15 protein-coding genes are annotated in these 14581 nt (G+C 39.5%); 8 read left to right on the forward strand and 7 right to left on the reverse strand.

Annotated features, from left to right (window positions below):
- Positions 1-89 precede the first annotated feature (89 nt).
- Positions 90-935, forward strand: coding sequence for an SDR family oxidoreductase (locus ACQKEZ_RS06640; protein WP_427299528.1), 846 nt, complete (start codon positions 90-92; stop codon positions 933-935).
- Positions 936-1196: 261 nt separating this feature from the next.
- Here the strand turns inward: ACQKEZ_RS06640 and ACQKEZ_RS06645 are convergent, their stop codons facing one another.
- On the reverse strand, positions 1197-2573 hold the full coding sequence (locus ACQKEZ_RS06645) for a S1C family serine protease (RefSeq protein WP_427299529.1): 1377 nt from the start codon (positions 2571-2573) through the stop codon (positions 1197-1199).
- Between the two features lie 371 nt (positions 2574-2944).
- On the opposite strand from ACQKEZ_RS06645, the gene ACQKEZ_RS06650 reads away from it, so the two are divergent.
- Both ACQKEZ_RS06650 and ACQKEZ_RS06655 read left to right on the forward strand, forming a co-directional pair.
- Positions 2945-3619, forward strand: coding sequence for a response regulator transcription factor (locus ACQKEZ_RS06650; RefSeq protein WP_427299530.1), 675 nt, complete (start codon positions 2945-2947; stop codon positions 3617-3619).
- Positions 3616-4947, forward strand: coding sequence for a sensor histidine kinase (locus tag ACQKEZ_RS06655; protein ID WP_427299531.1), 1332 nt, complete (start codon positions 3616-3618; stop codon positions 4945-4947). The genes ACQKEZ_RS06650 and ACQKEZ_RS06655 overlap by 4 nt, the downstream gene beginning before the upstream one ends.
- An 18-nt stretch (positions 4948-4965) precedes the next feature.
- Here ACQKEZ_RS06655 and spxO read toward each other — a convergent pair whose 3' ends face one another.
- Entirely contained in the window at positions 4966-5130 is a 165-nt protein-coding gene (gene spxO, locus ACQKEZ_RS06660; RefSeq protein ID WP_427299532.1) for an anti-adapter protein SpxO, read from the reverse strand.
- Positions 5131-5322: 192 nt separating this feature from the next.
- Between spxO and ACQKEZ_RS06665 the strand changes: the two genes are divergently transcribed.
- Positions 5323-6201: a TetR/AcrR family transcriptional regulator gene (locus tag ACQKEZ_RS06665; RefSeq protein WP_427299533.1), complete on the forward strand. Its 879-nt coding sequence runs from the start codon at positions 5323-5325 to the stop codon at positions 6199-6201.
- Positions 6202-6271: 70 nt separating this feature from the next.
- Here ACQKEZ_RS06665 and fumC read toward each other — a convergent pair whose 3' ends face one another.
- Together fumC and ACQKEZ_RS06675 are read right to left on the reverse strand one after the other, a co-directional pair.
- Positions 6272-7666, reverse strand: coding sequence for a class II fumarate hydratase (gene fumC / locus ACQKEZ_RS06670; protein ID WP_427299534.1), 1395 nt, complete (start codon positions 7664-7666; stop codon positions 6272-6274).
- An 89-nt stretch (positions 7667-7755) separates the two neighbouring features.
- Positions 7756-7923 (reverse strand): YvzF family protein, encoded by a 168-nt coding sequence (locus ACQKEZ_RS06675; RefSeq protein WP_427299535.1) that lies wholly within the window; start codon positions 7921-7923, stop codon positions 7756-7758.
- Positions 7924-8037: 114 nt separating this feature from the next.
- Here ACQKEZ_RS06675 and ACQKEZ_RS06680 point away from each other — a divergent pair, with 114 nt between their 5' ends.
- The 4 genes from ACQKEZ_RS06680 to ACQKEZ_RS06695 are packed head-to-tail and all read left to right on the forward strand — an operon-like array spanning position 8038 to position 12064.
- Positions 8038-9462 carry a spore germination protein gene (locus ACQKEZ_RS06680; protein ID WP_427299536.1) on the forward strand — a complete coding sequence of 475 codons (1425 nt, stop codon included), beginning with the start codon at positions 8038-8040 and terminating at the stop codon, positions 9460-9462.
- Positions 9449-10543, forward strand: coding sequence for a GerAB/ArcD/ProY family transporter (locus ACQKEZ_RS06685; RefSeq protein WP_427299537.1), 1095 nt, complete (start codon positions 9449-9451; stop codon positions 10541-10543). The genes ACQKEZ_RS06680 and ACQKEZ_RS06685 overlap by 14 nt, the downstream gene beginning before the upstream one ends.
- On the forward strand, positions 10540-11658 hold the full coding sequence (locus tag ACQKEZ_RS06690) for a Ger(x)C family spore germination protein (protein ID WP_427299538.1): 1119 nt from the start codon (positions 10540-10542) through the stop codon (positions 11656-11658). Before ACQKEZ_RS06685 ends, ACQKEZ_RS06690 begins: the two co-directional genes overlap by 4 nt.
- Positions 11659-11695: 37 nt before the next feature.
- On the forward strand, positions 11696-12064 hold the full coding sequence (locus ACQKEZ_RS06695) for a hypothetical protein (protein WP_427299539.1): 369 nt from the start codon (positions 11696-11698) through the stop codon (positions 12062-12064).
- Positions 12065-12105: 41 nt separating this feature from the next.
- Here the strand turns inward: ACQKEZ_RS06695 and ACQKEZ_RS06700 are convergent, their stop codons facing one another.
- Genes ACQKEZ_RS06700 through liaF form a run of 3 tightly spaced genes read right to left on the reverse strand, consistent with a single transcriptional unit; the run spans position 12106 to position 14566 of the window.
- Positions 12106-12741, reverse strand: a complete 636-nt coding sequence (locus tag ACQKEZ_RS06700; protein ID WP_427299540.1) for a response regulator — start codon at positions 12739-12741, stop codon at positions 12106-12108.
- Positions 12741-13802, reverse strand: coding sequence for a two-component system sensor histidine kinase LiaS (liaS, locus tag ACQKEZ_RS06705; RefSeq protein WP_427299541.1), 1062 nt, complete (start codon positions 13800-13802; stop codon positions 12741-12743). Before liaS ends, ACQKEZ_RS06700 begins: the two co-directional genes overlap by 1 nt.
- On the reverse strand, positions 13799-14566 hold the full coding sequence (gene liaF / locus ACQKEZ_RS06710) for a cell wall-active antibiotics response protein LiaF (RefSeq protein WP_427300495.1): 768 nt from the start codon (positions 14564-14566) through the stop codon (positions 13799-13801). Before liaF ends, liaS begins: the two co-directional genes overlap by 4 nt.
- Between the last annotated feature and the right edge of the window lie 15 nt (positions 14567-14581).

Genomic DNA, 14581 nt, shown 5'->3' on the forward strand with positions numbered 1-14581 from the left:
CTTCTCTAACCACTTTTTCCTTATTCACCAACGATTGGAGAGATGTGATAAGGTGAAAGAAAGAAAATCTGTACATAGGAGAGAAACATATGGAAAAAAATACAGCCATCGTCACTGGAGCAAACAGCGGGTTTGGAAAATTAATTACCATGCGTCTTGCGTCTGAAGGATATACGGTGATTGCAGGGGTTAGACAAGCAGCAAATGCTGAAAAATTAGCAGAGGAAGTCAATCAAGCAGGTTTGGCAGATAGCGTTCACATTACTTCCCTTGATGTTACAAATACCGAGTCAATTGAAGCATTTACGCAAAAACTTGAGACGCTCGCACCTATCCACTTATTAGTGAATAATGCTGGGACTGCTTTTGCGGGTTTTGCCGAAGAAGTGCCAATTGACCACTATAGGCAGCAATTTGAAACAAATGTGTTCAGCGTCATGCAGATGACGCAAGCTGTTCTACCTTATATGAGAAACGGCTCGAAAATTTTGAACATGAGCAGTGTGAGTGGTTTGATGGGCATGCCCGCTCTTTCCCCGTATGTTTCTTCCAAGTTCGCACTAGAAGGCTATACAGAGAGCTTACGCATAGAGCTTGCCCCGTTTGGTATTGAAGCTGCACTGATTGAGCCTGGATCGTTTAAAACGAATATATGGGACACATCAATAAACAAGCAATTTATTCCGCCCACAGCGGATTCAAAATATGCGAACTATCACCGTAAAATGCTTGCCTACATCGAAGCACAAAAAACTCAGTACGGTGACCCAAATGAAGTGGCTACGCTTGTGAGCAAACTCGCCGCCAAAAAGCATTTGAAACAACTCCGTTATATGGTGGGAAAAGGGGTTCTCCTCTCGCTCATTGCTAAACGCATATTGCCTTGGAGGCTGTGGGAAGGCATCATTTTACGCACTCTATTTTCTCGAAAATAACCATTTAATCTGTCTTCAAAACAAAAAGCAGGTGGGTTATTGCCACCTGCTTCAGATTGTTGACAAAGGGCTAAAATGATTTTTTATTTTAGCCCTTTGTCTTCTTTTCAGCGTGAATTGAAAACCCTTGAAGTCTAGGAAGATTGAGCACTGGAGCGGAGCGAATTGAACATTCGTGAGCACCAGCGCGCAGATCTGACAACGAATGCGAGGGTTTGTCTACACACTGAGCAGGTGGGCTATTGCCACCTGCTTTTTGTTTTACTCTGTATCAGACTGTCCGAGGGTAATATCTAGTTTTTTTGTTTTCCCGTTACGAATAATCGTCATGGTTGTTTTGTCGCCAACTTTTGTTTCTTTATATAAAATTTCCTTTAACACAGAACTATTGGCTACATCTTTGCCATTAAATTTCACAATAACATCACCAGTCTTAAGACCTGCTTTTTGTGCTGGTGATCCTTGAGAGACGTCTTTCACATAAATACCGTTTCCGATTTGTTTATCGAATAATCCTAACGTATTTTCTTGATAGGCTTCTGGCACTTGCTCAAGATCAATCATTTGTACGCCAAGATATGGTCGTTGAACCTTTCCGTTTTTCAACAATTCGTCAACAATTGGCTTCACATCGTTACTTGGAATTGCAAAGCCTAGTGATTCTACACCACTCTCACTAATCTTCAAGCTATTAATTCCAATCACTTGACCATTTGTGTTGATGAGCGGACCTCCACTGTTTCCAGGATTGATTGCCGCATCTGTTTGAAGAACGTTCATCTCTACATTACCTGATGACGTAGTTGCTTCTACTGTACGATCTACACCGCTGATGATTCCTTCTGTCACTGTTCCTGAAAATTGTGCGCCTAGCGGGTTACCAATCGCAATGACTTTATCGCCAGCACGCAACTTAGATGAGTCGCCAAAACTTGCCACTTTATCAATACCATCTGCATTGATTTCTAAGACAGCCAAATCTGTCATGACATCACTACCGACAAGTTTCGCTTCCTTCGATTTTCCGTCATACAAGGATACTTTTAAATTATTTGCACCCTCTACCACATGGTTGTTGGTGATAATGTATGCTTTATTGCCATCTTTCTTAAAGATGACCCCTGATCCAGTACCTGCTTCTGCTTCAGTTGAATCACCGTTTAGCCCGAAGCTGTTTTGAGTAGATTGATAGTTTGATACACCGACAATGGTTGGTTCTAAGTCTTCCACCATATCTGCTACATTTGTTGCTTTCGTGATTTGTTTCGTTGAGAAATTTTCAGATGGTGTCGCTTCGCTTGAAGCGGTTTGTGTTTGACTGTTTGTCGTCGTCTCCTGTGATTGTGGTAGAAGTGGCGTAATGCCAAGCACGAGACCACCACCGATGATTCCTCCAAGAATAGGGCTAAGCCATGCTGCTTTGCGCTTTTTCTCTTTCTTAGAGGCTTTTTCATCAATCACCTGATGCGTAGTGCTAGTTTTTTCCGCTTGATATGGTGACGGTGTTTCATCTTCACGGTGCTGTAAGACAAGTTCTTTTTCAACTGGTGTTTCTTCTATTTGATTGGAATTCTCTTCATTTACATGTTCTTCGTGATTTGTTAGATTTTTTTCTTCGTCTTCTCTTCGATAATCCATCTTTCGCACTCCTTCGCCATCATTTTCATGAATTACTCTCATGCATATGTTTAGATAGGATCTGAGACCCTTTGATTGTGTAAGTCTAATGAAGGCTTCTTACAGTATGTCAAATTATATAATACTTATCTACAAAAAAAAAGCAAGGTGTGCACATCGGTACTCGTTCATCACCTTTTGTTCATCATTCATTTCATTTTTAATCATCAAATAACGCTTTTTTTCATTGCCCTTTTTTCCCTTGACCCTATCGTACGCAAACATTGTGGGATAAAAATGAGAAGAATATGTGAAATTATGAAAAAGCGTGTGATTGTTGACATGCCGCCTTTGTTTGCCGTTATAATGACGTTGAGAGGATGTGGAAGACCTTGTCGTACACGATTTATTTAGTTGAAGATGAACAAAATTTAAATGAACTACTGACCAAGTATTTAGAAAGTGAAAATTGGAATGTATCATCTTTTTTAACAGGAGAAGCTGCTCGAAAAGCGATGAATCAATCGCCTCACCTATGGATTTTGGACATTATGCTACCAGATACAGACGGGTATACATTAATTAAAGAAATCAAGGCGAAAAACCCTGACGTACCAGTCATCTTTATCTCGGCACGGGATGCAGATATTGATCGTGTTCTTGGTCTTGAGCTTGGCAGCAGTGACTATATCGCGAAGCCATTTCTCCCACGTGAGCTGATCATTCGCGTACAAAAATTACTTGAGCTTGTCTATAAAAAAAGTGATATCCCAAATAAGAGCGTCACACCGGTCTCTTCGTATGTCATTCACGAAGACATACGGGAGGTATATGAACAGGACAAACTGATTAATTTGACCTCAAAGGAATTTGATCTTCTGCTGTTATTTACACATCATCAAGGGCATGCTTTTTCACGTGAAGATATCTTATTAAAGATCTGGGGACATGATTACTTTGGGACAGACCGTGTCGTTGACGATCTTGTCAGGCGCTTACGCAAAAAAATGCCAGACTTAAAAGTGGAAACCATTTATGGCTTCGGTTACAGGATGCTAAAAGGATGAAGAATAAGCCACTTGCCTTTCAAATCTGGGTGGTCATATCAGGCATTCTGTTAACCATCTCCATTGTCCTGATCATTTTATTTTCAAACACATTACGCAATTTCTTCACGAATGAAATTTATAAAACAATAGAAAATGAACAACAGGTTTTGACCGAATATCCTCTCTCTGAGGATGGTAAGACGAAGCCAACTCCTGAGAATCGCTCTGTTCAGCATATGCTCGTCCCATCAGACGAAATCAATCGGATGTCGCAGTTTTTCCCGCAATCTTTTATTGAGAAAGTACAGACCTTCATCAAAAAACAAAAAAGCGTCACAAAACGCTATTCTGATGAAGTAAATGGACAAAATATCTTTTTTGTCATTAAAAAGGTATCTGTCAACGATACGCAATATATTTTACTTTCATATGCGCCCGATTCTTACCGAGATGATCTGTCCTTCACACTCTTTAAACAGCTACTCTTTATTTTAGGATCGGTGATCTTACTCAGCTGGATTCCATCCATATGGCTCGCACGTTATCTATCCAGGCCAATTGTTGCATTTGAAAAACATGTGAAGCGCATCTCACAGGAGGATTGGGATGATCCTGTCATCGTTGACCGTCAGGATGAAATCGGCAAACTCGGTTACACCATTGAAGATATGAGACAAAAGCTTATTCAAAAAGACGAGACCGAACGAACACTTCTGCAAAACATTTCACATGACCTGAAAACACCTGTCATGGTCATACGAGGATACACACAATCAATTAAAGATGGAATTTTTCCAAAGGGAGATCTTGAAACCACAGTTGAAGTCATTGAAGGTGAAGCAGAAAAGCTTGAAAAGAAAATCAAGGATTTGCTTTATTTAACGAAGCTTGATTATTTATCAAAACAGAAACGATCACATGATTCATTTCTTATTGGTAATACGCTGATGGAAGTGGTCGACCGAATACGCTGGTCGAAAAATGAATTACAATGGAACGTGGACTTAGATGATGAGGCTACACTTGAAGGCGATCCAGAACAATGGAGTAAACTATTTGAAAATGTCTTAGAAAACCAACTTCGTTATGCCAAAAGTAAGATTGACATTCACATGACACAAGAAAGCAATCAAATTCATATCGTGATCCGTAATGACGGCCCTCCTATTGAACAGGAAATGCTAACAAGCCTGTATGAACCTTTTAGTAAGGGAAAAAAAGGCGAATTCGGCATTGGTTTAAGCATTGTGAAACGAATCCTATCAATGCATCAAGCATCCATTTCAATAGAAAATGATGAGCTAGGCGTACGTTATACAATCATCGTTCCGCAAAAGAGACTGTAGGCTTGACCGCAGTCTTTTTTATATGAACGAATATCCATTAAAATCGCGGTACGTTGTTTTGATCTTCTTGCCAGCTTGATAGATCCATTTTTTCTCAATCGTCGTTTCCTTCGGCATTTTCACTTTTTCTACTTGAATGCCTTTGCTACGCAAACGTCTAATCATATCGTCGATCTCTCTCATGAATCATCATCCTTTCTATTTTTTGACCAGTTGGTCACCTTACTTTATAATATAAAGAATTACACTGTAAAAAACAAGTTACAATCTGATTAATTTTTTAAATTTTTCCCGCTTTATGACCGATAAGTCATATTCTATTTGCAACATTTCCTAAGACATTTGTCTCTCGGTTCAGAAAGGATGACATTCGTATTGAAGAAAAAGGAAAAAATGATGATCGAAGCCGGTATGAGATTATTTGCCAATAAAGGCTATAACACGACCTCTGTTCAAGAAATTGCCGATGAATGCCATATGTCCAAGGGCGCATTTTATCTTTATTTCAAATCTAAAGAAGCTTTGCTCATAGCCATCCTGCATTACTATTATGATAAGGTATTTACCCGTATTCACGAGCTTCAAACAGAAGGTGGCACACCAAGAGAGGCTTATCGTAAGCAATTAACAGTCTATTACGAGAATATTTTAAAACAAAAAGATTTTATTAAAATGCAAATGAGCGATAGTTCATTGCCACTCAATGAGGAAACTCAACAGCTTGCTAAAAAAATTAGACTTGCTACGATTCAGCTCCACATTGATAACATTCAGCGTATTTACGGAGATGATGCGAGAACGTATACAGCGGACGCTTGTTTGATGATTGAAGGGATTAGTCATGTCTATTTTGAACTGGTTATGTTATATGATTATCAAGTAGAAGCGGACGAGCTTGCCAAAACCATCCTTTATCGTATTGATGATCTCATGGCAGGGATGATGAAAAGAAAAGATACTCCGCTCATCACTCTTGATCAAGCTAGTAAATGGTTCGGTCCCATTTACGAACGAGCAGTTGATCCGCTCACTCAGTCACTTTTGATTCACCTTATTGAAGAGGCTGAAGCACACTATGATGCGTCAGAGGAGCCTGACATTTTTGAAGCATTAACGATTTTAGAAAATGAATTAAGGAAGCAAAAGCCTAGACAGGTTATTCTAAAAGGCATGCTTCATCAATTAAACACGTTTATACCACTTCAGCCTCATGCTGAAGCACTCCTAAGGATTGTGAAAGAGGATCATCTATAACATCATTTCTAGATTCCCTATTTAAAACGACTAAAAACAGGGGCGCATTTTACTGGCGCCCCTGTTTTTTTTATTTTGCTTTTGGTGTAACCATTTCTTCTGGTTTCACAAATTGCTCGAATTGCTCTTCAGTAAGAAGTTCTAAATGAAGTGCTGCTTGTTTCAATGTCAAGCCTTCTTTATGAGCAAGCTTCGCAATCTTTGCTGCATTTTCATAACCGATATGCGGATTTAATGCTGTAACAAGCATTAATGAATTTTGTAAATTCTTTTCAATCGTTTCACGGTTCGGTTCAATCCCAACTGCACACTTGTCATGGAATGAGTTCATTCCGTCTGCAAGAAGTTCAACAGATTGTAAGAAGTTATAGATAATCACTGGTTTAAATACATTTAATTCAAAGTTCCCTTGGCTCGCTGCAAACCCGATCGTCGCATCGTTCCCCATAATTTGGGCGACAACCATTGTTAATGCTTCACTCTGCGTAGGGTTTACTTTACCCGGCATAATTGAGCTTCCTGGTTCATTTTCAGGAATGATTAATTCACCGATACCACAGCGCGGACCACTTGCAAGCCATCTGACATCATTAGCAATCTTCATTAAATCGGCGGCAAGGGCTTTTAAAGCACCGTGTACATATGTGATTTCATCATGGCTTGTAAGCGCATGGAATTTATTTGGTGAAGAGCTAAAAGTTTGACCAGTTAACTTGCTGATTTCTTCAGCAACATATGTCCCGAATTCAGGGTGTGCGTTGATTCCTGTACCAACTGCTGTTCCCCCAATGGCAAGCTCTCTGATTTTTTCAGTAGATTCAAGCACCATTTCTTTTGAACGATCGAGCATGTACACCCAACCGCTAATTTCTTGTCCTAAAGTCAGTGGTGTTGCATCTTGAAGGTGTGTACGACCAATTTTTACGATATCTTGATACGCTTTCGCTTTTTCATCAAGGGTTGCTCTTAATTGGTCAATTGCAGGAATTAATTTGTTGTAAACAGCAAGTACAGCTGCAACATGCATTGCTGTTGGGAATGTATCATTCGAGCTTTGACTGCGGTTCACGTCGTCATTTGGATGAATTGTGAACTCACTGTTTTTATCTTTTAAATAAGCTGTCGCTCTGTTTGATACGACTTCGTTCATGTTCATGTTACTTTGTGTACCGCTTCCTGTTTGCCAGACGACAAGTGGAAAGTGTTCATCATATTTGCCACTCATGATGTCATCACATACTGCTGCGATCGCTTCTGCTTTTTCGCTTTCAAGGTTTCCAAGACGTTCGTTGGCAATGGCTGTACTGCGCTTTAAAATTGCAAACGCATTCACAACCTCTTTAGGCATTTTCTCAGAACCGATTTTAAAGTTCTCTTTGCTTCGTTGTGTTTGTGCGCCCCAGAACTTGTCCTTTGGCACCTTGATTTCGCCCATTGTATCTTTTTCGATTCTATATTCCGTCATTATGTATCCCTCCATAGCTTCTCGTCACTCAACCCTATTCTATACAAAAAACAAAAATCCTTTAAGCGTTTCCAATTAAAATTTTATCTTTATTTTAATTTTAGTTCAATATAAACACGAAGATCTTTCGAATATTTGTATTTTGGGTTCGTTTTTCCATATTCCTTCGACGTATATGTAATCTTATAATGCTTCTCAAAAGATTTCAATATGCTGTCTAGCTCATCCTTCGTTCCTGCTAAACGTATTTGTGCCATCTTTACTCCTCCAAACATGATCCCACTTTCTTTACCACAAAATAATGTATCACAGAATATTGTTTTTTCAACCAGGTAATGCTAATAAAAATCAATTTTAGGTGAGTGATATCATTGAATCAAACAAATTTGAAAGAGCACATATACGATAACCTCTCAATGATTCTCCCACAGTTAAAAGATATGGATGACCTCGTCCATGAGAAAAAAACATTGAGCAACGGACAGATTATCTACTATTTGTATATTAAAGAGATGACGCAGGAAATGGAGATTCAAACATTTTTGAAACTCCTTTTGCAGGATCATGCTTCCTTAACACAAGAGAAGCTTGAAACAAATCTGTCCATGATGACCACTCAGTCCGTCAAAACAATAGAAGAAGTGTTAGACGCTATATTTCAAGGTCATTGTGCCCTTCTCATTAACGGCTTTCAGCATGCCTATATTTTAGAAACGACTGGAACAAAAAAAAGAAATCTCACTGATTCGACGTCTGAAACAGTAGTCAGAGGGCCAAAAGTTGGCTTCATTGAGGACACTCCCACAAATCTGGCACTGGTTAGACAGCGTTTAAAAAACCCTGAATTGAAATCGATTGAAGTTCCTATCGGCCAAAAAAAATACAATAACGTTACGATTATGTACATCGATGGGATCGTAGATATGTACGCACTAAAAGAGCTGAAAAAGAGGCTCAAGCAAGTCACAATTGATGATATTCAAGATTCTGGCGTGCTTGAGGAACTGATAGAGGACAATGTCTATTCTCCTTTTCCACAAATTCAGAATACCGAACGACCAGATAAAGTAGCCTCTGCCTTGAACAACGGACGCATTGCTATTTTTGTGGATAATTCACCGTTTGTCCTCATTGTCCCGGCTTCACTGGCTACCATTATGCAATCACCAGATGATTATTATGAAAGATGGATTGCAGCTTCATTGATTCGGTTACTCAGATTCACCTCTATTTTCATTACACTTTTCTTATCAGCCATTTATATTTCCCTTGTTTCATTTCACCAAGGGATGTTACCAACAAACCTTGCGATCTCCATTTCAAGCACGAGAGAAAACGTCCCATTCCCTCCCATTGTGGAGGCACTGATTATGGAAATGACGATTGAATTGCTGAGAGAGGCAGGGCTTAGACTGCCAAATCCACTTGGACAAACCATCGGACTTGTTGGTGGAGTTGTCATCGGACAAGCGGCGGTACAGGCCCATATTGTCAGCTCCATTATGGTTATTATCGTGAGTGTCATTGCCTTGGCTTCATTTACAGTCCCTCAATATGGGATGGGGATGTCGTTTCGTGTGCTTCGGTTTGTTTCTATGTTCACCGCAGCTGCTTTTGGGTTGTATGGTCTCGTACTATTCATGCTCGTTTTACTGACGCATTTATCGAGACAAAAGAGCTTCGGCACGCCATACTTCTCGCCTGATTTTGTGTTTAGCTATAAAAACGAGGACAACTCAATTATTAGATTGCCTTTAAAAAACCAAAAGAAAGGAGAGCGACATGGTCAATCATAAAGAGTCTATTACAAGCTATCAGGCTGGAGCAATCATTGCCAACACGACGCTTGGTGCGAGTATGATAATTTTGCCAAGAGCCATGACACAAGCAGGTAAAACACCTGATGGCTGGATTGCTCTCCTGCTGATGAGTTTCATCTTTATCATTTTCATCTATTTGAATGTGCTGATGATGAAAAAAGTGCCTTTCTCCTCCTACTATGACTATACAAAAGAAGGGCTTGGTAAATGGCTTGGATCGTTTGTCAATATATTGATCATTGTTTACTTCCTTGGTGTGGCAAGCTATGAAGTGAGAGCCATGTCAGAAATGGTCAAGTTTTTTTTACTTCAAAACACCCCCACATTTATTACAATGATGAGCTTTATCCTAGTTGCGTTTTATCTCGTCATTGGTGGAATTGGTGATTTTGCCAGACTCTGTCCCTTTTTTTTAATTGTTACCTTAATTATTTTATGTGTTGCCTATGGCTTTAGTGCCCAAGAATTCGAGTTAGATAACTTGCGGCCTGTTTTAAGTGATGGAATGAAGCCTGTTTTTCAATCATTTAACGCATCTGCGATTTCATTTGTTGGCATTGAGATGATGCTGTTTATGCCGATTTTTCTAAAGACACAAAAGCACACGTTTGCTTATGGCACGATCGGTTTTATGATCCCTGTCATCATTTATATATTTACGTATGTACTTGTTGTCGGGGCATTAACAGTAAAGGAAACCGCTACTTTAACTTGGCCAACAATCGCACTGTTTCAATCATTTGATATTCATGGCATTTTCATCGAACGCCTTGAATCGTTCTTACTCATCGTATGGCTTATCCAGCTTTATACGAGTTTTGTCGGATACACGTTCTTTGCCACTATCGGTTTATGCCAATTAACTAAGCTCCCTAAAATCATTGTTCTCGCCCTCTTGACGATCATCATTTACGGTGCGGCTATCTATCCAAAGAATGTCGATACAGTCAGAGATTACTTAATCTATGTCAACAATTTATTTTTCGTTTTGTTTGGCATTCTGCCATTTCTCCTATTTGTCATTGTTTTTATAAAAAGGAGGCGTAAACAAGCATGAGATATAGAGCCATCTCGGTATTGATCATACTTTTTTTATTATGTGGATGCTGGGATAGTACAAACATCGAAGACCTCAACATGGCCATTGGTTATGCTGTAGATAAAGGAGATAACGGGAAGAAACTTAAAGTATCTATGCAAGTGCTCGTCCCGCAAAAAATTGATCAACAAGCAAATGTGAAAGACCCAACAAAAATCATTGAGACTTCTGGTGATTCTGTCCACCAAATTTTTCGAACGACGGCTTTAACCAGTCATCGCATTTTTGCCCAACAGCTCCGTATTTCTTTATTTTCTCAGGAATTAATCAATGAAAATCAATTTGATTTGGTTATTAACCAATTTATTCGTGATAATGAAACAAGAAGAGATAACCTTGTGTTTATGACACCTGAAAATCCTAGTGAAGTTCTATCCATTGATGATGCTGGACAACCCGCTTCAACAACAATATATGATATTGCAAAGAACGCAAAGTCTTCGACTCGACTATTTCCAGCTGTATCACTTGGTAATATCTCCTCCTATATGCAAAACAATGTCTCTTTTGCCGTTCCTAAAATAAGCATTGAGAAGGGGAAATTGATGGTTGACGGGGCATCTATTATTAAGAAGAAACGGTTTCTGACAAACATTTCACCTCTAGGTGTTCAGGCGTATAACCTCTTAACTGGTGAAGTTCAAGGTGGTGTCATTGAATTTGAACATGAACATAGCATTTACTCATTTGAAATATATAAATTAAAGCAGAGCATTCAAACAAGTCGAACAAAAAGCGGAACATACCGGTTTGATGTGTCTGTCTCTATTGATGGAAGACTATCGGAGGATTGGAATGAAAGAGAAAATGCGTTTGATGAAAAATATTTAAACGAAATAGAATCTGCCGTCAAGAAGAATATAGAATCGTCGGTTATTGATTTTGTCCACGATCTAAAAAATATGAAAGTAGACATTTGCGGATTTTATACAAAAGCCCGAATTTCTTATCCTCAAGAGTTCAAAAAAGAAGCAAAACACTGGGATGACACCTTTAGCGAAGCCGATATTCACTACAAAGCAGATGTGAAAATCCGTGACTTCGGGACTAAGGGCGCAACACAATCCTCGTAGAGTATGTTAGAATGAGAAGAAAAAAAGGGTGTCAATCATGAAACGAGCTTTACTGGTGGCCGGAATTCTACTTGTGGTTTTAGGAATACTTCTATTCATTGTCGTATTCTCACAATCAAAAGAAGATTTCTTTATTGAAGCCAACAGCTTAACAAGCACATTAATGATCCTCATTTATTATGGACAAACCCCTGCACTCATGATCGTTGGAGGCGGGTTCCTTACTGGATTGTCAAAAGTAATTGATTTGCAGGAAAAAAAGACTGCATTGGCAAAGGAGAGCTTGGAGCTGTTATCCGATATGAAGAAAACACTACAAGAAAAATCGGCCGAGGAGCAGGAGGCTTTTCCAGTTCCTGAACTCCATCAACTATCCGAACGTCCTCAATCAGGACAAAAGGATTAACCTACACATGACCTAGCAGCTTTCAAAAGAAAGCTGTTTTTTCATTGGATTATTTTATGCCGATGAGCATAAACGGCTGCTTGCGTTCGATCCTCGACTTCAAGCTTCGATAAAATGTTCGTAATATGGGTTTTAACTGTTTTAATCGTAATAAACAACTCTTCTGCGATCACTTTATTTGATTTGCCATCTGCAATGAGTTTTAAAATTTCCATTTCTCTTGCGGTCAATGATTGGTGAAGGAGTGTACCACTTGATGAATCACGGAGTTTATTCATGACCTTGCCTGCAACTTTTGATTCTAACCTTGGCTCTCCAATGCTTGCAGAACGGATTGCATCAGCAATTTCGCCTGCTTTGGATGTTTTTAATAGGTAGCTAAGCGCCCCTGCTTCAATGACAGGATACACTTTATCATCATCAATAAAGCTTGTAAGGACAATGATTCTGACATCACTCATTTGCTTGGAGATCATTTTCGTTGCCTCGATGCCATCCATTCCTTCCATTACAAGATCCATTAGAATGACATCTGGTCTCAGTTCAATGGCCAGCTCCACTCCTTTTTGTCCGTCTGACGCCTCACCAATGACTTCAATATCTGGCTGCGCCTCTAAAAAGGCAGCAAGCCCCATTCGCACCATTTCGTGATCGTCGATTAAAAGCACTCGAATCATCAGATATTCTCTCCTTTACCTTCATCGAAAATCGGAACCTTTACATCAATTTGCGTCCCTTTTCCTTCAAATGAAATGATTTCTGCTACGCCCCCAACCTCACTTGTTCTCTCCTTTATGGACTCAAGTCCATATGAGGCGGTTTTTATCACATCTGTTTGGAAACCGATCCCGTTGTCAATAATTTTCAACTGAATTTGGCTGTTTCTAATTAAAAGACGCACCGTCACTTTTGTTGCTTTCGCATGTCTAAATACATTTGACAGTGCTTCCTGAACAATACGGAATAAATGATCTTCTACCCCTTTTGATAAACGTAATGTGTCTTCAATTTCCCAATCAATGTCGATAGGTTGTTTCGCCTGAAATTCATTGAGCAGTTGGATCAGACCTTTTTTCAAGTCTTTGCCCTCAAGTGTGATTGGTCGTAAATGAAGCAGTAGTGCACGCATTTCATTTTGTGCATCACCCGCCATGCTTTCCACAAGTCTCATTTGCTTTAGCACCTTTTCATCCTTTTCCTTCATTCCCTCAAGAATGGCAGATGTCATCATCGAGATCGCAAATAGTTGCTGACTTACTGCATCATGCAACTCTCTTGCTAGCCGCTGACGTTCCTCTGAGACAACCGATTTCTTCATTTGTACTTGCCACTCTGCACGCTCGTTGGAAAGCTTCTGTAAGGAGGCAACTTGCATTTCAACACGTTTTGCCATTTCGTTCAACTGATCAGCGGCAATGCCGATCTCATCATCACCAAGAGGTGGTAATCTGAAGGCAAAGTTCCCATTCTCAAATTTCAAAATGGATTCAATGATCTGCTCCAAGCGTTTTTTCTGCTGGTAACCAAACATCAGACCAGCCGTCACACCAATGATCAAACTCATTAATAGCAAAATTAAAAAGAACGGAATGCCTGACCAACGATAAGAGAGTAGAAGCATTGGATCGAGCCGATAATAAAAAACCATAAGCAGTGTAGACAGAATGACAACACTCAGGGCGATTCCTACTGCCAAACGGACAGCTTGCCACTGAATTCCTAGACGCAATCTCTTCATAAATATCTCACGTCCACATCACCAATGAGGAGAGATATAGAGATTTTGACCTTTCGTTTACTCTCGTCATAATCATTGGTCATTACAAAAACCTTACTACCAAACCCACTCCGTTTTTCATCAATGATCTTCATATCACCGATAGCAGCAGAAGCACTCACACACACTTCTATATCCTGAGGAACATATATATCCACATCACCAATTAATCCGCTAATCAAAATGGTACTTTCCTCTTCAGCAATAATAGCCTTTGACAAATCAATTTTCACATCTCCAACAAAACCAGAAATCGTCAAATCACTAAGCTGAAAAGGCTTTTTCATAAGCCTGACTTCTCCTATAAAAAAGTCATGCTCCTTCCGTGGCCTTGCACTGCTTTTTGTTTTTTTGTGATCATCCTCTTTTTCAAGGTTGACCTTCTTTTCCGGCTCTGTTTCTGGCTTATTGTCAGGTTCTTCCTTCTTACCTGCATCAAATACTGGCTTGTTTTTTAACAACCGATAGCCTGCATAGATTAAAAAGGCGGCAAATAAATACCCTGCTAAACTGAACGTAATGTTTAACAAAAACCTCAAAAATAGAAAACCAGCAAAAATGTAAGAAACAGAACCGAGCCAGCGTTTAGAGCGCGTATGCAGAAAATATCCGGCTAGTGCAAAAAACAGAGGCCAAAATAACTCGCCCCCTACGCCAATAATATTTAAAAAAAGATTAATACCAAAGATGACCACAATGATGCCTAAAATTTGATTTCTTGAAATACGCAGTGGACTCGC

Origin of the sequence: Bacillus sp. NPDC077027, assembly GCF_050269555.1 — a bacterium.
Classification (GTDB): domain Bacteria; phylum Bacillota; class Bacilli; order Bacillales; family Bacillaceae; genus Bacillus.